This is a genomic window from Prolixibacter sp. SD074 (genome assembly GCF_009617895.1).
In the GTDB taxonomy this organism is placed as follows: domain Bacteria; phylum Bacteroidota; class Bacteroidia; order Bacteroidales; family Prolixibacteraceae; genus Prolixibacter.
Window position 1 is genome coordinate 3,914,327 of sequence record NZ_BLAW01000001.1, and the last position, 24,766, is coordinate 3,939,092.

18 protein-coding genes are annotated in these 24,766 nt (G+C 46.7%); 7 read left to right on the forward strand and 11 right to left on the reverse strand.

Translation table 11 applies throughout. The features are described 5' to 3' along the window. Nucleotides 1-6: 6 nt before the first annotated feature. From rplQ to GJU82_RS16895, 3 genes are all read left to right on the forward strand, one after another. Nucleotides 7-612 carry a 50S ribosomal protein L17 gene (rplQ, locus tag GJU82_RS18005; protein ID WP_153633222.1) on the forward strand — a complete coding sequence of 202 codons (606 nt, stop codon included), beginning with the start codon at nucleotides 7-9 and terminating at the stop codon, nucleotides 610-612. Nucleotides 613-816: 204 nt separating this feature from the next. Further along, nucleotides 817-2,130, forward strand: a complete 1,314-nt coding sequence (locus tag GJU82_RS16890; RefSeq protein ID WP_153633223.1) for a citrate (Si)-synthase — start codon at nucleotides 817-819, stop codon at nucleotides 2,128-2,130. Between the two features lie 71 nt (nucleotides 2,131-2,201). Continuing rightward, complete coding sequence (locus GJU82_RS16895; protein ID WP_153633224.1) at nucleotides 2,202-4,121, forward strand: menaquinone biosynthesis decarboxylase; 1,920 nt, start codon at nucleotides 2,202-2,204, stop codon at nucleotides 4,119-4,121. Between the two features lie 21 nt (nucleotides 4,122-4,142). Here GJU82_RS16895 and mnmA read toward each other — a convergent pair whose 3' ends face one another. Both mnmA and amrS read right to left on the reverse strand, forming a co-directional pair. Beyond that, nucleotides 4,143-5,324, reverse strand: coding sequence for a tRNA 2-thiouridine(34) synthase MnmA (gene mnmA / locus GJU82_RS16900; protein WP_153633225.1), 1,182 nt, complete (start codon nucleotides 5,322-5,324; stop codon nucleotides 4,143-4,145). 79 nt (nucleotides 5,325-5,403) lie between these two features. After that, on the reverse strand, nucleotides 5,404-6,411 hold the full coding sequence (gene amrS / locus GJU82_RS16905; protein ID WP_153633226.1) for an AmmeMemoRadiSam system radical SAM enzyme: 1,008 nt from the start codon (nucleotides 6,409-6,411) through the stop codon (nucleotides 5,404-5,406). Nucleotides 6,412-6,580: 169 nt separating this feature from the next. Between amrS and hydE the strand changes: the two genes are divergently transcribed. Together hydE and GJU82_RS16915 are read left to right on the forward strand one after the other, a co-directional pair. Continuing rightward, nucleotides 6,581-7,675 (forward strand): [FeFe] hydrogenase H-cluster radical SAM maturase HydE, encoded by a 1,095-nt coding sequence (gene hydE / locus GJU82_RS16910; protein ID WP_153633227.1) that lies wholly within the window; start codon nucleotides 6,581-6,583, stop codon nucleotides 7,673-7,675. A gap of 313 nt (nucleotides 7,676-7,988) precedes the next feature. Further along, nucleotides 7,989-8,858 carry a hypothetical protein gene (locus tag GJU82_RS16915; RefSeq protein WP_153633228.1) on the forward strand — a complete coding sequence of 290 codons (870 nt, stop codon included), beginning with the start codon at nucleotides 7,989-7,991 and terminating at the stop codon, nucleotides 8,856-8,858. A 188-nt stretch (nucleotides 8,859-9,046) separates the two neighbouring features. On the opposite strand, the gene GJU82_RS16920 is transcribed toward GJU82_RS16915, so the two are convergent. Beyond that, nucleotides 9,047-10,126, reverse strand: a complete 1,080-nt coding sequence (locus tag GJU82_RS16920) for a 3-oxoacyl-ACP synthase III family protein (protein WP_153633229.1) — start codon at nucleotides 10,124-10,126, stop codon at nucleotides 9,047-9,049. Between the two features lie 367 nt (nucleotides 10,127-10,493). On the opposite strand from GJU82_RS16920, the gene GJU82_RS16930 reads away from it, so the two are divergent. Both GJU82_RS16930 and GJU82_RS16935 read left to right on the forward strand, forming a co-directional pair. Further along, a complete protein-coding gene (locus tag GJU82_RS16930; RefSeq protein ID WP_153633230.1) occupies nucleotides 10,494-11,201 on the forward strand; it encodes an RluA family pseudouridine synthase in 708 nt (235 codons plus the stop codon). A gap of 278 nt (nucleotides 11,202-11,479) precedes the next feature. Then, on the forward strand, nucleotides 11,480-14,686 hold the full coding sequence (locus GJU82_RS16935; RefSeq protein WP_153633231.1) for a glycoside hydrolase family 2 TIM barrel-domain containing protein: 3,207 nt from the start codon (nucleotides 11,480-11,482) through the stop codon (nucleotides 14,684-14,686). Between the two features lie 8 nt (nucleotides 14,687-14,694). Here the strand turns inward: GJU82_RS16935 and GJU82_RS16940 are convergent, their stop codons facing one another. From GJU82_RS16940 to GJU82_RS16975, 8 genes are all read right to left on the reverse strand, one after another. Next, nucleotides 14,695-16,332: an amidase gene (locus GJU82_RS16940; RefSeq protein WP_153630284.1), complete on the reverse strand. Its 1,638-nt coding sequence runs from the start codon at nucleotides 16,330-16,332 to the stop codon at nucleotides 14,695-14,697. A 180-nt stretch (nucleotides 16,333-16,512) separates the two neighbouring features. Further along, complete coding sequence (locus GJU82_RS16945) at nucleotides 16,513-16,704, reverse strand: cold-shock protein (RefSeq protein WP_106540221.1); 192 nt, start codon at nucleotides 16,702-16,704, stop codon at nucleotides 16,513-16,515. Between the two features lie 244 nt (nucleotides 16,705-16,948). Continuing rightward, entirely contained in the window at nucleotides 16,949-18,457 is a 1,509-nt protein-coding gene (gene hydG / locus GJU82_RS16950) for a [FeFe] hydrogenase H-cluster radical SAM maturase HydG (RefSeq protein WP_153630285.1), read from the reverse strand. A gap of 190 nt (nucleotides 18,458-18,647) precedes the next feature. Continuing rightward, nucleotides 18,648-20,438 (reverse strand): NADH-dependent [FeFe] hydrogenase, group A6, encoded by a 1,791-nt coding sequence (locus tag GJU82_RS16955; RefSeq protein WP_153630286.1) that lies wholly within the window; start codon nucleotides 20,436-20,438, stop codon nucleotides 18,648-18,650. A 25-nt stretch (nucleotides 20,439-20,463) separates the two neighbouring features. Continuing rightward, entirely contained in the window at nucleotides 20,464-21,651 is a 1,188-nt protein-coding gene (locus GJU82_RS16960) for an NADH-ubiquinone oxidoreductase-F iron-sulfur binding region domain-containing protein (RefSeq protein ID WP_153630287.1), read from the reverse strand. A 34-nt stretch (nucleotides 21,652-21,685) separates the two neighbouring features. Continuing rightward, nucleotides 21,686-22,150, reverse strand: coding sequence for an NADH-quinone oxidoreductase subunit NuoE (nuoE, locus tag GJU82_RS16965; RefSeq protein ID WP_153630288.1), 465 nt, complete (start codon nucleotides 22,148-22,150; stop codon nucleotides 21,686-21,688). A gap of 272 nt (nucleotides 22,151-22,422) precedes the next feature. Beyond that, complete coding sequence (nuoE, locus tag GJU82_RS16970) at nucleotides 22,423-22,953, reverse strand: NADH-quinone oxidoreductase subunit NuoE (RefSeq protein ID WP_153630289.1); 531 nt, start codon at nucleotides 22,951-22,953, stop codon at nucleotides 22,423-22,425. A gap of 6 nt (nucleotides 22,954-22,959) precedes the next feature. Then, nucleotides 22,960-24,759: an NADH-dependent [FeFe] hydrogenase, group A6 gene (locus GJU82_RS16975; protein ID WP_153630290.1), complete on the reverse strand. Its 1,800-nt coding sequence runs from the start codon at nucleotides 24,757-24,759 to the stop codon at nucleotides 22,960-22,962. Nucleotides 24,760-24,766: the final 7 nt, after the last annotated feature.

Sequence of the window (24,766 nt, forward strand, 5' to 3'; positions counted from 1 at the left end):
TAAACAATGAGACATAATAAAGGATTCAATCATTTAGGCAGAACTAGCTCTCACCGGGTAGCGATGTTGTCTAACATGGCCAACTCCCTGATCCTGCACAAACGAATCAATACTACTGTTGCTAAGGCTAAGTCGTTACGTTCGTTCATCGAGCCGATTATTACCAAGGCTAAAGATGACACCACGCACAACCGTCGTATGGCATTTCGTTCATTGCGCAGTAAAACAGCTGTAAATGAGTTGTTCCGCGAAGTTATTGTAAAAGTAGGCGAACGTCCGGGAGGATATACCCGCATACTTAAAACCGGTAACCGTTTAGGTGACAACGCAGAGATGTGTATCATCGAGCTGGTGGATTACAACGAAAACATGCTGGCAGCGAAAGAAGAAGCTCCCAAGAAAAGCCGTTCAAGAAGGGCTGGTTCGAAGAAAAAAAGCAGCGAAAAACCTGTTGCAGAGAAAACTGCTGCTAAGGACGGGCCCAAAACTCCTGAAGCTGATACCAAAGAAAAAGCTGTTAAAGCTGATGAAATATCGGAAGAAAAGGCAGCTGAAGAGCCGAAAGCTGAAGATAAATCAGATGGTCAGTCAGAAGAAGAAAAGGCCGAATAATCGATACAACATTATAGACTTAAAAAGGGGAGGCCGACAGGCTTCCCTTTTTTGCTTTACAGGATAGGTTTCTATAGGAATTGGCGCTCAAATCATCAACCTTTTAACGTTTTTTTTTGTTATGATACAGAATTGACAGGGTTTGAAATATGAGAATATTTAAATAAATTAATTAGATTTGAGAACAACTCAACACCTATTACTATGGACTATATCAAGGAAAAACTCCTAAAGAAAGGGAATCAGGAGAGACAAATTGTAAAAAAACTGGCGAAGGAGCACGGTGATCTGCAGCTGGATACCGTTTCGATGGGCCAGGTGCTGACGGGCATGAAAGGCGTTACAAGTTTGCTCACTGTTACTTCGAAGCTGGATCCGGAAAGCGGTATTCGTTTCCGGGGCTATTCGATCCCCGAATTGCAGGAGAAGCTTCCCAAGCTAAATCCGGAAGGAGAACCTTTGCCGGAGGGCTTATTTTATTTAATGTTATTGGACGAGCTGCCGACGGTTGAAGATGTTCAGTATTTGACAAACGAATGGACCAAGCGGAATAAAGTTCCGGGGCACGTTTTCGATGTGATCAATGCTTTACCTCCTACCAGTAAGCCGATGACACAATTCAGTACTGGTATTATGGCTATGGCCACAGAATCACTGTTTCAGAAAGCCTATCGTGAAGGTGTCCCGAAAGATGAATACTGGGATACAACTTATGAAGATGTCATGAATTTGATTGCCCAGTTGCCGACAATTGCCGCTTATATTTATCGGCGCAACTATCAGGGCGGTGACATCATTCCGCCAAATCCGAAACTCGATTGGGCAGCCAATTTTGCGCACATGATGGGATACGATAGTGAAGAAGTCTATCGTTTGTTCCGTTTGTACCTATTCCTACACGCTGACCATGAAGGAGGAAACGTATCGGCTCACACAACCCACCTGGTGTCTTCAGCATTGAGTAATCCGTTTTATGCGTATGCCGCTGGTATGACAGGATTAGCAGGACCGCTTCATGGTTATGCCAATCAGGAAGTGATTCGCTGGATAAAAGGTATGCTCGAAGAAATTGGGCCATGTGGATGTGCAGATGACGAAAAAAAGAAAATTGCGAATTATGTGAAGAACTACATTTCAGAAGGAAAAGTAATTCCCGGATTCGGACATGCTGTTTTGCGTGTAACTGATCCACGTTATACCGCTCAGAAAAAATTCGCAGAGAAGTACATTAAAGATGATCACCTGATTGATGTGGTGAACTGCATGTATGAAGTCGTTCCTCCTGTATTGCAATCGCTGGGTAAGGTGAAAAATCCCTGGCCGAATGTGGATGCTTATTCCGGATCGCTTTTGACTCATTATGGTATCGACGAGTATTTCTTCTATACCGTGATGTTTGGTGTCAGCCGGGCTTTGGGCGTATTGGCTCAGTTGGTTTGGGACCGAATTTATGCGTTGCCTATCGAGCGTCCGAAATCACAAACCCTGCATTGGTTCAAAGAGCAGGCGGGCATATGATAATACGATTGTTTTTATGAAAAGATGGGGGATTGCTAAAATCCCCTATTTTTATATCAAAATTTTTGAAAATGGCATTTCAGGGAATTCATGAATATATCGACCTTTTAGAGCGAAAAGGAGAGTTAATCAGAATTAGTGGGTACGTTAACCCGGTGTTGGAAATACCCGAAATTGTTGACAGGGTATCCAAATCACCCGAAGGGGGGAAAGCGCTGTTATTTGAAAATACCGGGACTGATTTTCCGGTTCTGATTAACGCTTTTGGTTCAAATAACCGGATGGCGCTGGCGTTGGGTGCCGATAACCTGAATGCCATTGGCGACGAAATTGAGTCGTTGTTTAAGAAACTGGTGAGCCCCAAAGCCGGTTTAATGGAAAAACTCCGGATGCTCCCCATGCTGGGGCAGATTTCTTCGTGGATGCCGAAATCCGTATCCGGAAAAGGGAAATGCCAGGAAGTTGTAATGAAAGAGCCGGATATGGGGAAGTTACCGGTACTGACCTGCTGGCCGGCCGATGGCGGTCCGTTTGTTACGTTGCCTTGTGTGGTGACCCGTGATCCGGAAACAGGCGTTCGCAATGTTGGAATGTACCGCATGCAGGTTTTTGGTCCGAATTTAACCGGAATGCACTGGCACAAACACAAAACCGGGGCACGCCATTTCAACGAGTATAAGAAAAGGGGCGAGCGCATGCCCATTTCCGTCGTCTTGGGCGGCGACCCGGCATACACGTATGCAGCCACTGCCCCGCTACCCGATAACATCGACGAGTACCTTCTAGCGGGCTTTTTACGAAAGAAAAGAGTGGAGCTGGTAAAATGTATCACCAACGATCTGGAAATTCCCTCAAATGCCGATTTTGTTATCGAAGGATATGTAGACCCGGAAGAGGATTTTATCTGGGAAGGACCGTTTGGCGATCACACTGGATTTTATTCGCTGGCCGACTGGTACCCCAAGTTTCATGTTACCTGTATAACCCACCGGAAGGATGCCGTTTATCCGGCTACCATTGTTGGTATCCCTCCGCAGGAAGATGCGTACATCGGTCGCGCTACGGAGCGCATTTTCCTTAGCCCGATGAAGCTGACCATGATCCCGGAAATGGAAGACATGGAATTACCACCGGCGGGAGTTGCACACAACCTGGCCATTTCGAAAATTGATAAGACATTTGCCGGACAGGCAGCGAAGGTAATGAATGCCATGTGGGGCGCCGGCCAGATGATGTTCAACAAAGTGATGATTGTGGCTGATGGCCAAACCGACATTCACAATTATCCTGAAATTGCCCGGATGGTGTCCCGGGTCGTCGATCCGGCACACGACATTTATTTCACGCAAGGACCGATGGATGTGCTCGACCATTCTGCTTCTAAATTTGCGTACGGTTCCAAAATGGGTATCGATGCCACCCACAAGTACGAAGAGGAACTATATAACGAACTTGATAACTACTCCGTTCCGGCGAGTTCCGTTGTTTCTGTAAAAGACATAAAAAAGGAAATTCCGGAAGTACACGATATCAATGCCGGATTGCTCGATATGGGCATTTCGTTCGTGGTCGTGTCGGTTAAGAAAAATCAACCGGGAATGGTGAAAGCGCTGGGTGAAAAGTTGACCGAAAACAAAGCATTCAAGGGAGTTAAATTCATTGCCATTGTTGATGAAGAGCTTGATATCCGTGACATGAATGCGGTGGGTTGGTATGTTTCGGGCAACATCGATCCCAAACGCGATTCCCAAATCTTTGAAGGGGGAAGCGAAGGAGATGTTTCTCACCTGGTACTGGACGGAACACGCAAATCCGGTTCGCTCGATAATTTCAAACGCGACTGGCCCAATCCGGTGGTCTCGTCCATGGAAACCATCCGGAAAGTGGATGAAATGTGGCCCAACCTTGGATTGGGTGAATTCATCGAATCGCCATCGTTACGATATATTCCCATTCAGAAAGGTGACGGAGCTATTGCCGGGGAAGAATGAGCCGATAATCCGGGTCCAAAATCATTCAATCACACCCGAACCAATTTGCTCATCGTCGGTGTACCAGGCTACAAACTGCCCGGCTGTAATGCCGCGCTGTTCTTCTTCGAAAATAACGTAGAGGCCTTCTTCGCGCATGTACATCCGTCCTTTTTCGAGAGGCTGACGATACCGTATCCGGAAGAGAAAATCCTTTTCTTCTCCCACCGGAATTTCCAGGTCGGGTCTAATCCAGTGAGTATCTTCTTTGGGAACAAACAGCCCGGGACGGTACAGCCCGGGATGTGATTTTCCTTCGCCCACATAAATAATGTTCCGGTTAATGTCGGTGGCCAACACGAAGAGAGGTTCAGCATAACCGCCTATATTCAATCCTTTCCGTTGCCCGATGGTATAAAACTGGGCACCGTTGTGCTCGCCGATTACTTTCCCGTTCCACGGTTTGTAAGGGAAGGCATAGCATAGTTTTTTGAAATTGTCCGGTGTTTTTTCCACTCCCTTTTTCCGGGCCATAAAGTTGGCCGGAATTTCAATCACGTTGCCCTTTTTCGGTTCCAGCTTTTGCTGAAGAAAAACGGGCAAGTCCACTTTTCCCACAAAGCAGATTCCCTGTGAATCCTTTCGTTCGGCAGTTATCAATCCCTGTTCACGGGCAATTTCACGCACATCAGGCTTCAGCAAATGGCCTATCGGGAATATGGACTTAGCCAGTTGTTCCTGGTTGAGCTGACACAGGAAATAACTCTGGTCCTTGTTTGGGTCGGAACCGGCCAGCAAGCGATAGTATGTTTTTCCATCCTTCACTACCTCGGCTTTCCGGCAATAATGTCCGGTGGCCACGTAGTCGGCACCCAGTTCCATAGCCTTTTCCATGAACATGTCGAACTTGATTTCGCGATTGCAGAGCACGTCCGGGTTGGGCGTATGCCCTTTCCCGTACTCCTCGAACATATAATCGACTACCCTTTTCCGGTAGAAATCCGACAAATCGACTACGTGGAAGGGGATATCCAGCTTTTTGGCAATCATCTCTGCAAAGGTGATATCATCCTCCCAGGTACAACTCGCCGTAAGGGTTCCGGTGCGTTCTTTCCAGTTAATCATGAACACACCAATCACTTCATAACCTTGCTGCTTGAGCAGGTATGCGGCAACGCTCGAATCGACGCCGCCCGATAATCCGACTACAACTTTTTCCTTCATGCGTAATAAAAATCAGCGCAAAGGTATTCTTTTTAAAAGAATTGACAACGAATGAATGGGGAGGCGTTGAGCGCTTAACCTAGATATAATCGATGATGTGGTGATGGCAATTGGTGCAGTTCCCTTTTTTATCGAGTCCGGAAATCTCGGTGTAGTAACCTGATCGGTCGATGACCCGCTGGTGGCATTTACTGCAGAAAGTAGAGCTGCGGCGGTCATCCCCTACATTTCCCAAGTAAACGTAATTCAAATGCCGCACAGCGATTTCAAATAAATCGAGTAGCGTATTCACCGGTGTGGCTGCAATGTTCTGTTTGAAAGCAGGGAAATAGCGGGATAGATGCAGTGGCGTATCTTTTCCGGTTTCCCCGGCTATCCAGCGAACCATCTCTTCAAATTCATCAAAGTCATCGTTCATCCCGGGAATGACCAGGTTGGTCAGCTCCAGATGGCTCTCAGATTGCGCAATGATGCGGATGCTGTTCTTCACGGGTTCCAGTCTGGCACGCGTCATTTTGTGATAAAAGTTCTCCGAAAAGGCTTTCAGATCGACATTGAAAGCGTCGATATAGGGCAGAAGCCTTAACAGAGGAGCCTTGTTGATGTAGCCATTGGTCACCATCACGGTTTTCAAACGCGTATTCAGCGCCCGTTTGGAAATTTCGTACATGTATTCATAAGCAATACCGGGTTCGCTGTAGGTAAAAGCAATTCCGAGGTTGTCCTCATCGCTTAGCGCAATCTGTACCAACTCTTCGGTTGAAAATAATTTAAAGTTGTCAAATTCGTCGGGCGATACCTGCGAGATACGGTAGTTCTGGCAAAACGAACACTTCAGGTTACAGCCAATGGTGCCAATGGAGAGGATTTTACTTCCGGGATAGAAGTGATAGAGCGGCTTCTTCTCGATAGGGTCGGAACCGTATGCGGCTACCTTCTCAAAAATTTCGGTATACAAGTCTCCGCCCACATTTTTCCGAACCCGGCAGGCCCCGCGTTTCCCTTCATTTATGATGCAGTAGTGTGGGCATAACTTACACCGGACAATGTTCTGGCCCGCCCTTTCGTAATACAACGCATTCTTCATGGGGGATGAATATTGTGTTCGTCACTTATCATCAACAATTCAGATTGGCTGGTAGTTCAATCGGTCTTCCTGTAAAGAAACAGGCAGACTATCAAAATTTGGGCGAAGTTGCCGGAAGAAAATCATATCTTACTATGAAAGATTATGGTATTTTTACCGCACCGTAACCATGAATGATATCGATAACATATTAGCACAGTCCGGTTTTTCCCGTGAGGAAATCATCCGCCTGCTTTCGCTGGAAGGAGAGGCGAAGATGAACCTTTTCAGGAAAGCTGCCGAAGTGAAAGCTGAACACACCGGGCATGAAGTTTACTTTCGCGGCTTGGTGGAGTTTTCAAACGTATGCGATAAAAACTGCTACTATTGCGGCATCCGGAAGGATAATGACGGGGTGCATCGCTACAACCTTTCCGATGAGGACATTCTGACAGCGGCCCGTTTTGCCTGGGAGAATCGCTACGGTTCGTTGGTGTTACAATCGGGAGAATTAGCCTCACCTGCGTTTGCCAACCGGGTAGAAAACCTGTTGCGCGAAATCAAGCGGTTGAGCAATGGCGAGCTTGGCATCACCATATCGCTGGGCGAACAATCGCCCGAAGTGTACCGCCGCTGGTTCGAAGCTGGCGCACACCGCTATCTGCTGCGCATCGAGTCATCAACTCCGGAACTGTACCGACGAATCCATCCAAACGATTCATTACATGATTTTGATACTCGTTTAGCCTGCCTGCAGTCGCTGCAGGAAACCGGTTACCAGACCGGCACCGGTGTGATGATTGGCCTGCCTTTTCAAACCCTCGAAAATCTGGCCGATGACCTGCTCTTTTTTAAAACTTTCGATATCGACATGGTAGGCATGGGGCCGTATCTCGAGCATGCCGAAACGCCTCTGTATGCATTTCGCGATACATTGATGCCATTGCAACACCGCTTTGAGCTTTCGCTGAAAATGATTGCCGTTTTGCGATTGCTCATGCCCGACATCAACATTGCGGCGGCAACAGCGTTGCAGGCCATCGATCCGCTGGGGCGTGAAAAAGCTGTGAAAGTGGGTGCCAATGTGATTATGCCCAATATTACCCCCGGCATGTATCGCAACGATTACGCACTTTACCAGAACAAGCCCTGTGTTGGGGAGGAACCGGAACAGTGCAAAGGGTGCCTGGATGCCCGCATTGCGCTGGCCGAAGGAGTGATTGGCTATGGCAAGTGGGGCGATTCACTTCATTTTCAAAAGCGGATGAAGGTTTCCTCCCGGTAGTACTTTACATTTTTTCCGTACAACAATTCTCCTGTCCATGCCACCGCGTGGTGTGGCGAACTGTGGAAAGGTTATCGATGTGTGGAATTTAATTCCACAAAGTGTGGAATCTGTCCCACAACCCTTATAGAACTTGCCGAGCCGGTATTTTCCCGAATAATATTTATTAGTCTATTCCCGGTTGATTTCTAATTGCTTATGTCGGGTTGTTCAGGTAGGGAAATATCGCTGAAAGTTTTGGCATAATATTCCCTTATTAGTTAACAGGTGATTTGATATTAATTATTGGACGAAAACGAAAGTGAATAAAGAAATGAGGAAGCTAGTTATTATTTTGCTCGTGTTGCCTTTTTTTACGGCATGTAATCAAAAGGAATTAAAAAAGTTGAAGGAAGAAAATGCACAACTGACCCAAATAGCGCAGAAGCGTGATTCCACCATCAACGATTTTGTTGAATCGTTTCAGGCCATTGCTGCCAACCTCGATTCAATTAAGGTAAAAGAGAAATTGATTTCGGTACAGGCTGCGGGAGAACAGACTGCTGATTCAAAAACGCAGGTGTTGAATGATTTGAATTTGGTGAAAAGCCAGCTGAATAAGAATAAAGCTGATTTGGCCGATTTGAACAATAAACTGAAAAATAGTTGGTACCGCAATTCAAAACTGAAGAAATTGACTGAAAGTCTGCAGAGACAGATTCAGGAAAAAGAGGAGTCGGTTGCTAACCTGACATCTCAGGTTGCTGCTCTGAACGGAAAAGTGGATAACCTGAATGGACAGGTTGCCGAGTTGAATGATACAGTTCAATCGCTCTCTGCAGAAAATCAGTTGAAAGGAAAATTACTGAACGAAAAGACAGATAGACTTCATACCGCTTACTACGTAACCGGTACGACAAAGGAGCTGAGGGATCAGCATGTTATTTCAGCCACAGGAGGCTTACTGGGAATTGGAAGGACAAACAAGTTAAACGACCAAATCGATCCGTCGAAATTTACGGCCATCGATATCACCAAGACGACAACGATTCCGGTGAATGGGAGAAAAATCAACATGGTAACAGCACACCCGGCTGACTCGTACAAAATCGAGCAAAAGGACAACGAAGTTGAAGCCATCACGATTACAAACCCTGAAGAATTCTGGAAAGCTTCCAGGTATTTGGTCGTGGCTGAAAGATAATTATTAGGTTTTAAGATTGGTTCTCAAAAGAGCATCCCGCCCGGGATGCTCTTTTAGTTTGTAGCCGGTAACAAAAAAAACGTTGCCCAGCTCTAGTCAATTTCCGAGGGGGCAGATTACCACGCCGTGTAATTAACCAACCAAGCGGATTGGAAAGGGAATTTTTATATCGTAAAGCTTTAGAATGCCTATGGCATTTTATAGACCAATGAATTAATATTCATTCCAGCCCCAACAGAAGCAAACACCAGTATGTTTCCATTTGTCACCTTCTGATCAGTCAATTGGTTATCAAGTAGCAAACTAAGCAAAGTAGGAATCGTTGCCACCGAACTATTTCCGAGTTCGGCTATGGTCATTGGCATAATATGTTTAGGAATTTCTTTTTTATTATAGAGCTTGAACAAGCCTGTCAGTATGGCATCGTCCATTTTGGCATTCGCCTGATGTATCAATACTTTATCTATCTGTTCCAATTCTATTTTTGCTTTTTCAAGGGCTTCTTTTACAACCATCGGAACCGTATTTAATGCATATTCATACAATTTACGCCCATGCATTTTTAAAAATAATTCATTCCCTTGATAATCCGGGTTGTTCGATTTGCCCATCCGAAGCAGGAAAGCATGATTTAACATATCTGATCGGGAAGCGTGGGAGAGAATTCCAACAGGCTCATCACTCTCAATCGCTTCCAGAATGGTCGCGCCGGCACCGTCAGAATAAATCATACTATCTCTGTCGTATGGGTCGGATATGCGTGAGAGGGTTTCCGCCCCTATTATTAACGCCCTTTTTGCATCACCGGATCGAAGGAAATAATCTGCCTGTATCATACCCATGAGCCATCCGGGACAACCAAAAGGCACATCAAATGCGATGGTTTTTGGGTTTTCGATACCTAATTTATTTTTAACCCGGGCTGCCAGGCTGGGAAGCAGGTCTGACTTTCGATTATTATTTTGTACATCCCCGAAATTATGTGCGACAATAATATAATCAAGGCTTTCTTTATTAACCCCTGAATTTAGGATAGCATCTTTTGCTGCAAAAGATGCTATATCAGAAGCTTGCAGGTCGTCAGTAACATACCTTCGTTCTCTGATCCCAGTTATTTTCTCAAATTTTTTTATTATTTCTTCATTCGGGGTATTTATTTTATTCCCATCAGAATCATAAAATTCATTATGCAGAAAATCTTCATTTAATACTCTTTTTTCAGGGATATAATATCCTGAACCTTTAATAACAGAATATCGCTTTTTCATTCGTTGGTAATTATAATGCCACGTCAACAAAATTAATTCGTGGGGAGTAAAACTACAATATATCTTCATATTAATTCGCTCTTGGAAGCATATTTGTAATTTATCCGGATCTTGGGGACAGCCCGGGGGCAACACGATAATTATTCACCCGTCATCAACGATATACTGCGATCTTTCGGAGGAAATGGAGGAAGCGTTTAAGATACCGGATACAAATGCTGCGCCTGGGGGTTGGACCGGAAGATGTTGAGGATATGAAAGAAGACATTCAGCAGGCGTTGGATAAATTAACGTAAAAATTCGACAGAAAGACCAGCGGCGAAATGTTGCCACTTTAATACTACCTTTGCCTCCATAAATCATAGCGATGCAGGAAAACAGACCTCAGTTTAAACGGCCTTCAAAGAAACACGAACCCAAGGGATTAACCATTCTTTATGAGGATCGGGATATTTTGGTAGTCAATAAGATGAATGGTTTGCTCACGATGAGTACCGCCAGGGAAAAGGAGAATACCGCTTATTTTCTGCTGACCGACTATGTGAAAAAAGGAAATCCCCGCTCTAAGAGCCGGATATTTATTGTACATCGGCTGGACAGGGAAACCTCCGGAGTATTGGTTTTTGCGAAGAGTGAACCCGCCAAACGGTATTTACAGGATAACTGGGCAACGTTTCATAAAACGTATTACGCGGTTGTTCACGGTCAGCTGGCCGAAAAAGAAGGCATCATTACCTCTTATTTGGTGGAGAACCAGTTGCACCGGATGTACTCCATCAATAATCCCGAAAAGGGAAAGTTTTCGAAAACCGGTTACCGGGTCGTCAGGGAATCGGACCAGCTTAGCTTGCTGGAAATCGATCTTTTTACCGGAACGAAGAACCAGATCAGGGTCCAGTTTTCGGAAGAGGGACATCCGGTGGCCGGCGATAAAATGTACGGAGTAAAAGATCGAGGCGTCAAACGACTGGCGCTCCATTCGGCTTCCTTAAAGCTGACCCACCCATTTACGAAAGAAACCATGGTTTTTGAGACGGATATTCCGGCCTACTTCAAAGTGTTATTGAAGCATTAGGTCTTTCATGAGGTAGAAGGTATTTCTCCCAAACTATCGTTTCACTATTTCCTCGTTAACTTTCACTCTATTCAGGACTTTTATCTGGACGCTACCGGGAATACCGAGCGAGACTTGAAACATTCCTTGTTCTCTTCCTAAATCTTTCAATGAAAGGAGAAGTTGTATCTCATTCGATGTGGAGAAATTTTGACTAACGCAAACTGGTAGGTACTGGTTGGATATTTGCGCCAAACTTCTTATTTTACACACTCAAAACAGTACATAAATCCTGCCTAATGATGAAAAGAATATCACTGATTACTTTTTTGTTGACGCTTCTGTCGCTGGCTTCTTTCGGGCAAAAATATCCGAAGGATTGGGAAAATCCGCGCATGATTGAACGGAACAAAATGGAAGCGCATGCCACGCTGTATCCGTTTCAGGATGTGAAAACAGCCCTGACCATGGAGCGGGACAATTCGCAATGGTACGAATCGTTGAATGGGACCTGGAAATTTTATTTCGTTCCTAAAGCCGAAGGAGCAACTACCGATTTCGCGAAAAAGGGGTTTGATGCTTCTGCTTGGGACAACATTTCGGTGCCATCAAGCTGGGAAATGAAAGGATACGGTACCCCGATTTATACCAACATTACTTATCCTTTCCCGGCAAAACCACCGTATATCCTTCGGGACAATCCGGTCGGTTCATACATCCGCGACTTTGATGTGCCTGATAACTGGAAAGACCGGGAAGTAATCTTACACTTTGGCGGCGTTTCGTCGGCCATGTATGTGTGGGTGAACGGACAAAAAGCGGGGTATAGCCAGGGAAGCCGGCTTCCGGACGAGTTTGATATTACTGATTATATCGTACCCGGAAAGAACCGGGTGGCGGTGCAGGTGTACCGCTGGAGCGACGGCAGTTACCTGGAAGATCAGGACCATTGGCGGATGAGCGGTATTCACCGGGAAGTGTACCTGGTGGCTCAGCCCAAAGTGAATATATATGATCTGGCTGTTCGCACCGATTTGGATGCGGCATACAAAGATGCCGAGCTGCAAATCCGGCCGCGCGTAAAAGTACCGGATGATACCGATCCAAAGGGATGGACATTTAGTGCACAATTGTATAACGAGCAGGGAAACAAAGTAAAGAACGGGGAGATGAGTATCTTGGTGAATCATATTTTGCACGAAAGTGTCCCACAGCGCGACAACGTACCATTTGCTTTGCTGAAAACGCATATTACCAATCCGGTGAAATGGTCGGCCGAGAATCCGTACCTCTACATATTGGTTGTAACCCTGAAGGATGCTGATGGCAACGTTGTGGATGCGACCAGTACGCATGTGGGGTTCCGGAAAGTTGAGTGGAACCACGGCGTATTCAAGGTCAACGGCCGTCCGGTGAAGCTATACGGCGTGAACCGGCACGATCACAGCGACGTGAATGGAAAGGCGGTTACCCGGAAGGAGATGCTCGACGATATTCTTCTGATGAAGCGCTTCAACCTGAATGCGGTGCGTACTTCGCATTATCCGAACGATCCGTATTTCTACGATATGTGCGACAAATACGGTATTTATGTTCTGGATGAAACCGATCTGGAAACACATGGCCTGACTGGCTATTTCACCAACAATACCTCCTGGACATACGCATTTGTGGATCGTGCCGTCAGGATGGTGGAACGGGACAAAAATCACCCGGCCATTATCGGTTGGTCGCTTGGAAACGAATCGGGGGTAGGCCCGAACCATGCGGCAATGGCCGGTTGGATTCGCAGTTACGACCCGGCCCGGTTGATTCACTACGAAGGAGCGCAGGGCGATCCGGCCAGTCCGGATTATGTGCCGGTTAACAGCAAGGATTATTGGAAACGGCCCTATGATGCCAATCCAACCGATAGGCAATGGGTCGATGTTATCAGCCGGATGTATCCGTCGCCAGCTTTGCTCGAAGGATTGGCGAAAAGCCCCTGGGTTCACCGCCCCATCGTGATGTGTGAATACGCCCACTCCATGGGCAACTCCACCGGCGATTTGAAAAAATACTGGGAGGTCATCCGTTCGCATCCCAACCTGATGGGTGGTTTTATCTGGGACTGGATTGATCAGGGCATCCTAGAGAAGGATAAAGACGGTAAACCTTACTGGGCCTATGGAGGCGATTTCGGCGACAAGCCCAACGACGGAAACTTCTGTATTAATGGTATTGTTGCTCCCGATCGCACGGCCAAACCAGCCTTGTGGGAGTGCAAACATGTATTCCAGCCCATCAGTGTCAGTCCGGTTGACCTGAAGAATTTCGATTTCACGGTAGTGAACCGGCAGGACTTTACGGGCCTGGAACCCTATACGCTCAAGTGGTTGTTACGGGAAAACGGTGTTGAGGTGCAGCATGGTATCATTCCGGCGCCTGCTTGTGCTCCGGGAGAGAATGCCCGTTTCCATGTTCCGGTCGATCAAGACAAACTGAAGAAGGATGCTGAGTACGTTCTGAATATCAGCTGGGATTTGGCGAAGAAAACGCTGTGGGCCGATGCCGGGTTCGAAATTGCCTGGAATGAATTTACCCTTCCGGGACACAAAGTGAAACCGGCTGCGGTAGTTTCCGGTAAGGCGAGAGCCACCGAAAATGGCAACCATATTACCTTGTCGGGAAAGAACTTCACGGTAGTGGTTGATAAGGCGAAGGGAGCCGTTTCGTCCTATAAAGTGAATGGCAAAGAACAGTTCGTTAGTCCGTTGAAGCCTGACTTCTGGCGTGTGCCAACAGATAATGATCTGGCTGGTGGTAATCATATTTTCCGCGACATGCGTGTTTGGAAAGACGCGGTTGCCCATATGACCCTTCAGTCGGCAACCATTGACGAGAATCAATCAGGTGTTGTTTGTACCTATAGGCTGCCGGTGGATGCATCGACACTGAAGGTGCACTATCTGGTGGAAGAAAACGGAACGCTTCAGGTGTCGGCCGATGTATTGAAAGGTGACAACGCGCCCGATTTGCCACGCTTTGGCTTTACGGTGGAAGTTCCGGGAACGTTGACCGAAACGGCGTATTACGGAAAAGGGCCGTGGGAAAATTACTGGGACCGGAAATCAGGCGCCAAACTGGCCTTGTATAAAACACCGACCAGCGATTTGCAATACAAATATGTGCGTCCGCAGGAAAACGGTAACCGGAGCGATGTTCGCTGGTTTGCCCTTGCCGGGAAAAACGGAGGTTTGATGGTCCGGGGAGGGGCGAAGGTCGATTTCAGCGTGTGGCCTTACACCGCACCCGATTTGGAGCAGGCAAAACACATTGATGAGGTGCAGGTTCGCGATTTCTTCACCGTTCACATCGACTACAAGCAATTGGGTGTTGGCGGCGACGATACCTGGAGCGCCCAAGCCATTGCCCATCCGCCGTACCGGTTATCGGCCAAAAGCTATCAATACAGCTTTACCATTCGTACGGTAAAATCCATTGCACAGGCAGAGAAACTTTATTAGATCACGGTTTATAAAAACAGGGAAAACCCCAGCTGGTTTAACAACGACGGAATAAACTTCGGCGCCTGCCTTAATTTGGTAGCCTGCTCGAAAGAATAAGCCAGTTTGATCAGTTCCGGTTCCGACCACGCTGTACCGACAAAGGAAAGACCGATAGGTAATTCGTGGACAAATCCGGACGGCACGGTAATACTCGGATATCCCGAAACAGCGGCCAAATCCGAGCTTCCACCACCAAAATGATCGCCATTTAACCGGTCGATGGTCCACGAGGGGCCATTCGTTGGTGCAATCAATGCATTCAGGTTGTGCTTCTTCATGGCGCTGTCGATATATTTTGCCGGAAGGGTTTTGGTAATCTTGAGTGCGTTCAGGTACTCTTTCTCCGAAGGTGTTTTCTCTTCAGCAGTAATGAAAATCGCCTGGTCGGACCATTGCAATTCTTTAGCATTGTTCTGCTTGTTAAACTCGATGAGTTCCTTCAGGTTTTTCCTGGGAGCTTCAGGATGTTCAGCAAGGTATTTATTCAGGTCGTTTTTGAACTCGTAAACCATAACTGTCCATTCGGCTTTGGACCATTCCTTCTGATCTTTCATGGGTTCCAGATCCACCAGTTCGGCTCCCTGTAGCTTCATGGCATCCATCGCCTGGTCCATGAGCGTATCCACATCCGGGTTAAACCCGAAGTAATCTTTTATGATACCAATTCGTGCCCCGTTTAGTCCGTTTTTATCCAGGAACTGCGTATAATCGGTCCCTTTCCATTTGGAAGCAGGCATGGTGGATTTGTCGTTGGCATCGTCGCCAACCAACGGTCCCAAAAGTGTGGCTGCATCCGTAACGCTTCGGGCCATCGGTCCGGCGGTATCCTGGCTGTGCGAAATGGGAATGATGCCGTGGCGTGACCACAGTCCAACCGTTGGTTTGATGCCTACCACCCCGTTTATCCCGGAAGGACAAACAATGGAACCATCCGTTTCGGTCCCGATGGCAATGGCGCAAAAGTTCGACGAAACGGCAGCTCCGGAACCGGAACTGGAGCCACAGGGTGAGCGATCGACCACATATGGATTACAGGTCTGGCCACCGCGGCCGCTCCATCCGCTTGAGGAATGATTGGAACGGAAGTTGGCCCATTCGCTGAGGTTGGTTTTCCCCAGCAAAACAGCGCCGGCTTCCCGAAGTTTTGCGACAATAAAAGCGTCGTTCTTGGGGTGATTGCCTTCCAGGGCCAGCGATCCGGCCGTAGTTTGCATCTTATCGCCGGTATCGATGTTGTCTTTTATCAAAATGGGAATTCCATGCAACGGGCCTCTCACTTTTCCGGCTTTTCGTTCTTCATCCAGTTTTCTTGCAATGGTAATGGCATCGGGATTCAGTTCGATGACGGTGTGGAGTGACGGGCCGTTTTGATCGACGGCCTTAATTCGTCCCAGGTATTTGTTGGTCAGCTGTTCGGTGGTAAGTTCGCCGCTTTTCATCTTTTGCTGAAGTTGCTCAATGGTCACCTCGTTGAATTCGAACCGGGTGAAATCAGCAGTTGGTGCAGCTGTTTTTCCTGATTTGTCCTCGCAGGCGGCCAATGGAGACAGTGAAAATGCTGCCCCGCCAATGGCAGCTGTTTTGAAAAAGCTTCTTCTTTTCATTCGATTAAAATTTATTTTTTTAAATGGTCGAATGGAACTCGTATGTTGCGAAAATTAACTATTTAAAGCGTTTTTAGCAGTAGTAACATACTCGTTTCATGGAAAGGGTTTTGTTTTTTATAAAAAAGAAAGCCTCGGCCAAGATGGCGAGGCTGGAAAGATGTTCTGAAATGAAATAAACTATAGTAGTTTAACATTTACTGCATTCAGTCCTTTTTTACCTTCTTTCAGTTCGAAAGTAACTTCATCGTTTTCTTGTATTTCGTCGATCAATCCGGTTACGTGGACAAAATACTCATTGTCTGATTCTGCGTCTTTAATAAAACCAAAGCCTTTGGTTCTGTTAAAGAACTTAACTGTTCCCTTGTTCATAGTTTTGAGTTGATAATGTAGTTCTAACAAATTTACATTAATCAGTGATAAAATATAGAATTTATGTTAAATAAAATAGAATTTTGTTTGTTATATGAGCTTTGAACCAGTAGTTTGAGTTTGTGTAAATAATAAAAAGCAGATAGAAAAACGCTGAAACGACCGGATATTTTACCTTTTGCGGGAAAAAGGAAACCGCCGGAAATTATCCGACGGTTGATATGAGATTTTTACATGAATTCAATCAGAGATACAAATCTCTTTTGCCTAGAAGAATGTCCTTGTACTCAGCCCTGAATTTCTCCATCAGGTGAGGCCGTTCGGCGAAATAAGGTCCTGCTTCAATTTCGGCAATTTCCTTCAGAATCAATTCTTCGCCAATGGTTTTGGTTTCAGGCGAGGCATAATCGTTTAGGTATTCCCGGAAAGTCAGTACCGCATTGAGTTTACAGAATTTACCTTCCACGCAGTGGCTCAGCATTCCCATAATGGTTTCACCGGTTCTTCCGCAGCGATAGCCTGCCGTACAGAATGATGAAATATAGCCCAATTCAGCTACTTCGCGGATCACGTCGTCCAGATCGCGCGGATCGCCAATGGTGAATTGCTTTTTGTCCAGATCCGCTTCTGTTTTCTGGTCGGAATAAGCGCCGATTCCAATCCGGGTAGAAGCATCAGTTTGGGTACAGCCCAGATTAATGACTTCTTTTTTCAGTTCTGCTTTTTCCCGGGCCGTTACAATCAGGCCAGCCGTTGGAACCGACAACCTCAATACGGCTACCAGTTTTTTGAAGTCTTCGTCTGAAACCTGGTGTGGTAGATTATTACTCAACGACGAACCGGATGCAGGCGTAATTCTCGGGAAAGAAATGGTATGCGGTCCTACACCAAAGCGGTTTTCCAAATCGATGGTATGATACAACAGTCCCATCACTTCGAAGCGCCAGTCGTACAATCCGAAAAGTGCGCCGATAGCTACATCATCAAGGCCGGCATCCATAGCACGGTGCAAAGCATATAGACGCCAGCGGTAATCACCTTTCAGTGTATTGACGGGATGTACTTTGTTATAAGTTTCGTGATGGTATGTTTCCTGGAAAACCTGGTATGTACCGATTCCTGCATCTTTCAATCTTGTCAGCTTGGCGGAGCTCATCGGTGCTGCGTTGATATTCACCCGGCGGATGTTGGCTTCCCTGCCCGATACCGGTGCATCGCGGTAAACGGAATAAACGGTATTTATGGTGTCGACCATGTAATCCACATCCGAACGCGGATGTTCGCCGAACACCAGGATCAGACGTTTGTGGCCTTCATCTATAACTGATTCGGTTTCTCTGCGGATTTCATCCTGGGTAAGAATACGTCTCGTTTCATTGCGGTTATCTTCCCGGAAACCACAATACTCGCAATTGTTGACACAAAGATTGGAACAATAGAGTGGTGCAAAAAATACGATTCGGTTATCGTAAACTTTTTTCTTTACCTGGAGCGCTGCTTCGTTGATTTCGTCCCACAGCTCGGGCGGTTCGACATTGAGGAGGGCGGCAGTTTCCTCCGGGGCCAGCGTTTTTATTGAGCGTGATTTCTTCAGAATTTCACGAATGTATTCCGGATCGGGATTTTTGGCATTCGCAATTTGTGCATGAATCTTTTCTTCGTCAATAAAATCTTTCCCGTCAATCAGGTACTTATCAATTTCGTCCCTGACAATAACGTCTTTCTTCCACGCTGCCGCTGTCTGATATTGCATGATTGGTTGGTTTTATATAACAAAGGTATATATTTCCCCGGTGAGAACAGCATGATCGGAATCACGAAAAACCTTCTCATTACAAGATTTTTGACAGGTTCTCCTGGTGTCCGGAGATAACTGAAAATGGAGATAAAAACCCGGTCGGGTGACAACCGGGGTTTCAAAGCGTCAAATCAATTTTACGACATTAGAAACGCTGTCGCGGCGTATAAGTAGTATGAAGTAAATGATGAGAGACTTCACTAAGCGGTTCGCCCAGAAAATCCTTATAAATTTTTTGAATTTCGGGGTTTTCGTGCGATTTGCGAACGGGCTTACCCGCATCTTCTTCATAAATGGCTTTCGCCCGTTTTTCCCTAATCTCTGAATTCGTCGGGATGGGTTGTCCGCCACCGCCAAGGCAACCGCCCGGACAGGCCATCACTTCCAGGAAGTGGAAATTGGCTTTTCCGGCTTTCACGGCATCCATCACCGTTTTGGCATTAATCAAGCCGTGGGCAATAGCACAGTGAAGTTCAACACCGTCCAGGAATTTCCACTCTTTCAATGGTTTTTCAATTTTAACGGTGGCTTCCCTGATGCCTTCCATGCCCCTGACAGGGGTGATGTTCAGGTTCTCGAATGGCACCGGTCTTCCGGTAACCAGTTCATAAGCCGTGCGAAGCGCTGCTTCCATAACTCCACCAGTTACACCGAAGATGGCGCCGGCACCTGTTGATTCGCCCATCAGCCGGTCAAACTCCATGTCTTCCATCTGCATGAAATCGATGCCAGCTTGTTTAATCATAATGGATAGCTCGCGGGTCGTAAGAACGTAATCGACATCCCGATAGCCACTGGCATGCATTTCGGGACGAGCCGCTTCGAATTTCTTTGCTATACACGGCATGATGGAAACCGAAACGATCTTATCTGGCTCGAGGTTTCGTGCTTTGGCATAATAGGTTTTTGCCAATGCACCGAACATCTGTTGAGGCGACTTACAGGTCGAGAGGTTGGGCAAATATTCGGGATACATGTGCTCAATGTACTTGATCCATCCGGGTGAGCAGGAAGTAGCCATTGGAAGCCTGACTTCTTTGTCGTTATCCACAAGCGCTTTTTTCAGTCGGGTAAGCAGCTCGGTGCCTTCTTCCATGATGGTCAGGTCGGCAGTAAAATCGGTATCCAGTACCGAATCAAAACCTAAGCGTTTGAGGGCAGCAACCATTTTGCCGGTAACACGACTACCCGGTTCGAATCCCAGGTCTTCACCCAATCCGACACGGACAGCCGGGGCGGTTTGAACAACCACATGTTTTTTCGGGTCGGAGATAGCATCCCAAACTTCTTCCACATAGTTCTTTTCGATCAGGGCACCGGTGGGACAACGGTTCACACATTGTCCGCAGTTGGTACAAACCACGTCATTCATGGCTTTCTCGAAGAAGGTGGAGATTTTCATTTTATCGCCTTTATAAGCAACCGTAAGGGCATTTACTCCCTGAAGTTCTGCACAGGTACGTACACAACGTTGACAACGGATACACTTGCTGTCATCTTTGATGATACTAGGTGAGATCATGTCGATGGTGTAGTTTTTCCAGGGCAGGAGTTCGATAAAGTCCTGCGTCATGATCTTGTATTCCGATGCCAGTGATTGCAGCTCGCATTTACCATTTTTGTAACACTTGGTACAATCGGCGTTGTGTTCCGAAAGGAGGAGCTCGATGATGTGTTTTCTCGAATTCCGCACCTTTAGGCTGTTGGTCAGGATATCCATCCCATCTTCGCAAGGTGTGGCGCAGGCTGCTGACAGACGTTTCTGACCGGCCACTTCTACCACACAAACACGGCAGTTACCGGCAACGCATAAGTCTTTGTGGTAGCACAATGTGGGAATGGTGACATTCGCTTTACTTGCCGCTTCCAAAATGGTGGTTCCGGGTTTTACTGTTACCGGGAGCCCGTTGATATTTATTTGAATTTTTTGAGTCATGATGTACGGTTTGATTGGTTCACGATTAGTAGATCATCTCTTCCCGGAAGTTCTCGACAATGGAAGCAAACGAGTTAGCCACTGATTGACCCAGGCCACATTTGGCGGTTAGTTGCATTGTTTCCGTCAGCTTCAGCAATTTGTCGAGGTATTGCGCCGGACGCTCTCCGCGTTTCACCGCCTTAATCCCGATAAGGAGTTGCTGACAGCCTACACGGCAAGGCGTACACTGTCCGCACGATTCTTCGCGGAAAAATTCAAGGTAATTATCCAACACATTAAACATGGATCGTGAACTATTGTAGATCATCATCGACCCTCCGGTAGGGAGTGAGATTCCCGTCAGTTTCCCCTGGTAACCGATGGCGGTTTCCTGGAATTTTTTTCGGGGCACCAAAAATCCGGACGCTCCGCCCACCTGAACAGCTTTGGTATCGCCATCACCGAATTCATTGACGAAATCCTGAAGGCTCATTCCCAGCTCCAGTTCATAAATACCTGGTTTGGGCGTATCGCCCGATACAGAGAACAACTTGGTCCCGCGGGAGAACTGGACACCCAGGTCGTAGAATTTTTTGGAGCCATATTTAAAAATGGTGAAGGTATGCGCCAGCGTTTCAACGTTATTAATAACGGTCGGTTTGTCCATATACCCCCTAATGGTCGGGTAGGGAGGCTTGTTGCGTGGTTCGCCGCGATGTCCTTCGAGTGATTCGAACAGTGCAGTTTCCTCTCCGCAAATGTAGGCGCCGCTTCCCATAAATAAATCAACGGAAAAATCGAGTTTGATTTTCTTACAGTAGTATTCAAATTCAGAAATGGTTTTTTCCAGTGCCTCTTTAAGGGAGTGATATTCACCGCGTAGATATATAATGCCTTTTTTACTACCGATAATGTGGGCGCAAACAGCCATTGCTGTCAGCACTTTATACGGTACCCGTGAGAGGATTTCCCGGTCCTTGAAGGTTCCCGGTTCTCCTTCATCGGCGTTACAGATGACATATTTTTCAGCTGATTTGGCTTCAGCGGTAATTTTCCATTTTAAGCCGGTTGGGAAACCAGCGCCGCCACGTCCCTTTAGTTCTGAGCTAATCAGCTCATTGATAATATCCTGAGGTGTGCGCTTAATGGTTTTTGTGAGAATTGCCTCCCAGTCATTTTCATTCCGGAAAATGAAATCGGCTCGTTTCAACAGATGATATGATTCAGCCATTTGGATTGATTTTTTTGGTTTGGGATGAAAAGGGTTACTTTTTCATGTATTCCGAAAGAATCTCACGGACTTTTTCCGGTGTCAGATTGGTATACACTTCCTCGTTGATAAGCATGGCCGGGGCTTTGTGACAAAGTCCGAGGCAGTTGGTTTCAACCAGGGAGAATCGGCCGTCAGGTGTTGTTTCACCTGTCGATATTTTGAGCATATCCTGAATGGCCAGGAGCACCTGGTTTTTCCCTTTCATCGAGCAGGAAATAGTTTTGCAAATCCTGATGACGAAACGGCCCATTTTCCGGTGTTCGAGGAAAGAATAAAAAGTGGCTGTTCCATAGACTTCCGCTGCCGGCAGGTCAAGTTCCCGTGCAATTTCAATCATGGAATGTTCCGAAAGGTAACGTTCCTGTTCTACAACTCCCTGAAGTATAGGTAGCAGGCTTTCGCGCTTGCGGCCATGTTTTACCGCCAGTTCTTTGATTTTGGATTGGATTGGCTCCATAGTTTGATGATTTATAGTGAAGAAAAAATGATGGCTGCGTTTTGGGCTCTCTCCTTTATCATCGACGTTCCGTTCGAATTTATACAGAATTAGGGTTAAATACTATATGCTGAAAAGCAATATTTTAGAGTTAGGTGTAAAATGAGAGGAGAAAGACTTTACAATAATCATAAAATAGTAAAAAATTAAAGAAATACATAGCAAAAATCATAAAAAAAACGGGCCTTTTAAGGCCCGTTTCTATTGATATTCAGACGTTAACATATGTGTATTTACTCTTTTGAGGGGTGTGTCGGGCAGCCCGCCTTGTATTCTGATATGATTTTTCGCACATCTGCCTGGGCTACACGCCCATACACTTTTTCGCCAATCATTAGTACCGGAGCAAGCCCGCAGGCGCCAACGCAGCGTAAACTGGAGAGCGAAAACAGCCCGTCCGGAGTAGTTTCTCCTTCATCGATGTTGAGCTGCCGTTTGATTTCGTCCAGGATATTTTCAGCGCCCCGCACGTAACAAGCGGTCCCCATACAAAGAGAAATCGGGTACTTGCCTTTCGGTTTCATGGTAAAGAAAGAATAAAAGGTAACTACACCATAAACCTTCGCAACGGATACGTCCAGTTCTTTGGCAATCAATTCCTGGATTTCAGCTGGCAGATAACCAAATTGATTTTGCACGGCATGAAGAATATTAATGAGTTCGCCTTCTTGGTAATTGAACCGGCGACATATCTTTTTGACCAGTGCAATGCCATTTTCTGACAACTGCACTTTGTGGGTTTTCAAATCTCTGGTTGTTTCCATGACAAATTAATTTTTATCGTCAGTTTCAGATGCATTGCCGTCCTGTTCAAATACGGTGGAACGGTCGAAATATTTGGTGTGGAGTAAATGATGCGCTTTATCGCTCATCGGCTCACCGAGGTATTCTTCGTACAGTTGGAAAATGAACGGATTCTCATGCGATTTTCGGATGGGTTTATTCCGGTCTTCCTGATAGATAGCCTGCTGGCGTTTTTTGAGAATTTCCGATTTTCCGTGATGGAAAGGCTGTCCTCCACCGCCGATACAACCGCCGGGGCATGACATGATTTCAATGGCATGGTACTGGCTTCTTCCGGCAGCAATTTCTTCCAGCAGTTTACGGGCATTTCCCAGGCCATGAGCGATGCCGATGTGTAAAGGCAATCCGGCAAAATCAATGGTGGCATGTCGCAGGCCCTCCATTCCGCGCAATTCTTCAAATTCCACTTTGGGAAGCGGTTTCTTGGTGTAGAGCTCATAAGCCGTCCGCACAGCCGCTTCAATCACACCACCGGTTGTTCCGAAGATGACTGATGCCCCGGTGGACATTCCCATCGGTTGGTCAAATTCTTCATCGGGAAGTGTATTGAAATCGATATTGGCCAGCTTAATCAGGTGTGAAAGCTCGCGAGTGGTGAGCACAAAATCCACATCTGAATTGCCATCCACGGCAAACTCCTCGCGGCCGCGCTCGTATTTCTTGGCCACACACGGCATAATGGAGACGACCACCAGCTTTTTCCGGTCGACATTCAGTTTCTCGGCAAAGTAGTTTTTTGCAACGGCACCGAACATCTGTTGCGGTGATTTGGCTGATGAGGGTACGTCGAGCAATGACGGGAAGTTATGCTCAATGAATTTTACCCAGGCCGGACAGCAGGATGTCAGGATCGGAAGCTTTACGGTTGAATCTCCGTTGAGGTGGCGGGTGAGCCGGTCGAGCAATTCGGTCCCCTCTTCCATGATGGTCAGGTCGGCAGCAAAATCGGTGTCAAACACATAGTCGAAACCAAGGCGACGCAGTGCTGCGGCCATTTTCCCGGTCACCAGCGTACCGGCCTCGAGTCCGAATTCTTCGCCGAGAGCAGCACGAACAGCGGGTGCGGTTTGGACAACGACGGTCTTATCCGGATTTGACAAAGCACGGATGACGGCGCCGGTTTGGTCACGCCCGGTAAGCGCCCCAACGGGACAAACGGCCACACATTGTCCGCAGTATGTACAGGCTGAGTCCTGCAAGTCCTGCTCAAATGCCGGGGAAACAACCGAGTTGAATCCACGGTTAATAGCCGAAAGAACACCAACGGTTTGTACCTCGTTACACATGGTTTCGCAACGGCGGCACATGATACACTTGTCCATGTCGCGGATGATAGCCGGTGATTTGTCTTCGCGGTGCACCGACTTCTCTCCCGAGAAATGGAGCTCACGGATGCCCATTTTGATGGCCAGGCTTTGCAGATCGCAGTTACCCGATTTGGCACAGGTGAGACATTCTGCTGGGTGGTCGCTCAGAATCAGTTCGACAATGGTCCGGCGGGAATTGATAACGCGGATGGACGATGATTTGATCACCATTCCATCGGTTACCTCAGTTACACAGGAAGGGGCCAGGTTTTTCCGGCCCTGTATTTCGACAAGACAAACACGGCAACCACCGGGTTTATTTTCGATTTCCAGGTTGTCCAGTTTCATGTGGCAGAGGGTAGGAATTTCGATGCCCACTTTGGCCGCTGCCTCTAAAACAGTTGTTCCTTTAGGAACTTCAACAGTTTTATTATCGATGGTTAATGTTACCATTTTCATTTTTCAG

What these genes read in the sequence shown, in the direction of transcription:
- rplQ (WP_153633222.1), top strand. Translation starts at nt 7, where the DNA reads ATGAGACATAATAAAGGATTCAATCATTTAGGCAGAACTAGCTCTCAC.
- GJU82_RS16890 (WP_153633223.1), top strand. Translation starts at nt 817, where the DNA reads ATGGACTATATCAAGGAAAAACTCCTAAAGAAAGGGAATCAGGAGAGA.
- GJU82_RS16895 (WP_153633224.1), top strand. Translation starts at nt 2,202, where the DNA reads ATGGCATTTCAGGGAATTCATGAATATATCGACCTTTTAGAGCGAAAA.
- mnmA (WP_153633225.1), bottom strand. Translation starts at nt 5,324, where the DNA reads ATGAAGGAAAAAGTTGTAGTCGGATTATCGGGCGGCGTCGATTCGAGC.
- amrS (WP_153633226.1), bottom strand. Translation starts at nt 6,411, where the DNA reads ATGAAGAATGCGTTGTATTACGAAAGGGCGGGCCAGAACATTGTCCGG.
- hydE (WP_153633227.1), top strand. Translation starts at nt 6,581, where the DNA reads ATGAATGATATCGATAACATATTAGCACAGTCCGGTTTTTCCCGTGAG.
- GJU82_RS16915 (WP_153633228.1), top strand. Translation starts at nt 7,989, where the DNA reads ATGAGGAAGCTAGTTATTATTTTGCTCGTGTTGCCTTTTTTTACGGCA.
- GJU82_RS16920 (WP_153633229.1), bottom strand. Translation starts at nt 10,126, where the DNA reads ATGAAAAAGCGATATTCTGTTATTAAAGGTTCAGGATATTATATCCCT.
- GJU82_RS16930 (WP_153633230.1), top strand. Translation starts at nt 10,494, where the DNA reads ATGCAGGAAAACAGACCTCAGTTTAAACGGCCTTCAAAGAAACACGAA.
- GJU82_RS16935 (WP_153633231.1), top strand. Translation starts at nt 11,480, where the DNA reads ATGATGAAAAGAATATCACTGATTACTTTTTTGTTGACGCTTCTGTCG.
- GJU82_RS16940 (WP_153630284.1), bottom strand. Translation starts at nt 16,332, where the DNA reads ATGAAAAGAAGAAGCTTTTTCAAAACAGCTGCCATTGGCGGGGCAGCA.
- GJU82_RS16945 (WP_106540221.1), bottom strand. Translation starts at nt 16,704, where the DNA reads ATGAACAAGGGAACAGTTAAGTTCTTTAACAGAACCAAAGGCTTTGGT.
- hydG (WP_153630285.1), bottom strand. Translation starts at nt 18,457, where the DNA reads ATGCAATATCAGACAGCGGCAGCGTGGAAGAAAGACGTTATTGTCAGG.
- GJU82_RS16955 (WP_153630286.1), bottom strand. Translation starts at nt 20,438, where the DNA reads ATGACTCAAAAAATTCAAATAAATATCAACGGGCTCCCGGTAACAGTA.
- GJU82_RS16960 (WP_153630287.1), bottom strand. Translation starts at nt 21,651, where the DNA reads ATGGCTGAATCATATCATCTGTTGAAACGAGCCGATTTCATTTTCCGG.
- nuoE (WP_153630288.1), bottom strand. Translation starts at nt 22,150, where the DNA reads ATGGAGCCAATCCAATCCAAAATCAAAGAACTGGCGGTAAAACATGGC.
- nuoE (WP_153630289.1), bottom strand. Translation starts at nt 22,953, where the DNA reads ATGGAAACAACCAGAGATTTGAAAACCCACAAAGTGCAGTTGTCAGAA.
- GJU82_RS16975 (WP_153630290.1), bottom strand. Translation starts at nt 24,759, where the DNA reads ATGAAAATGGTAACATTAACCATCGATAATAAAACTGTTGAAGTTCCT.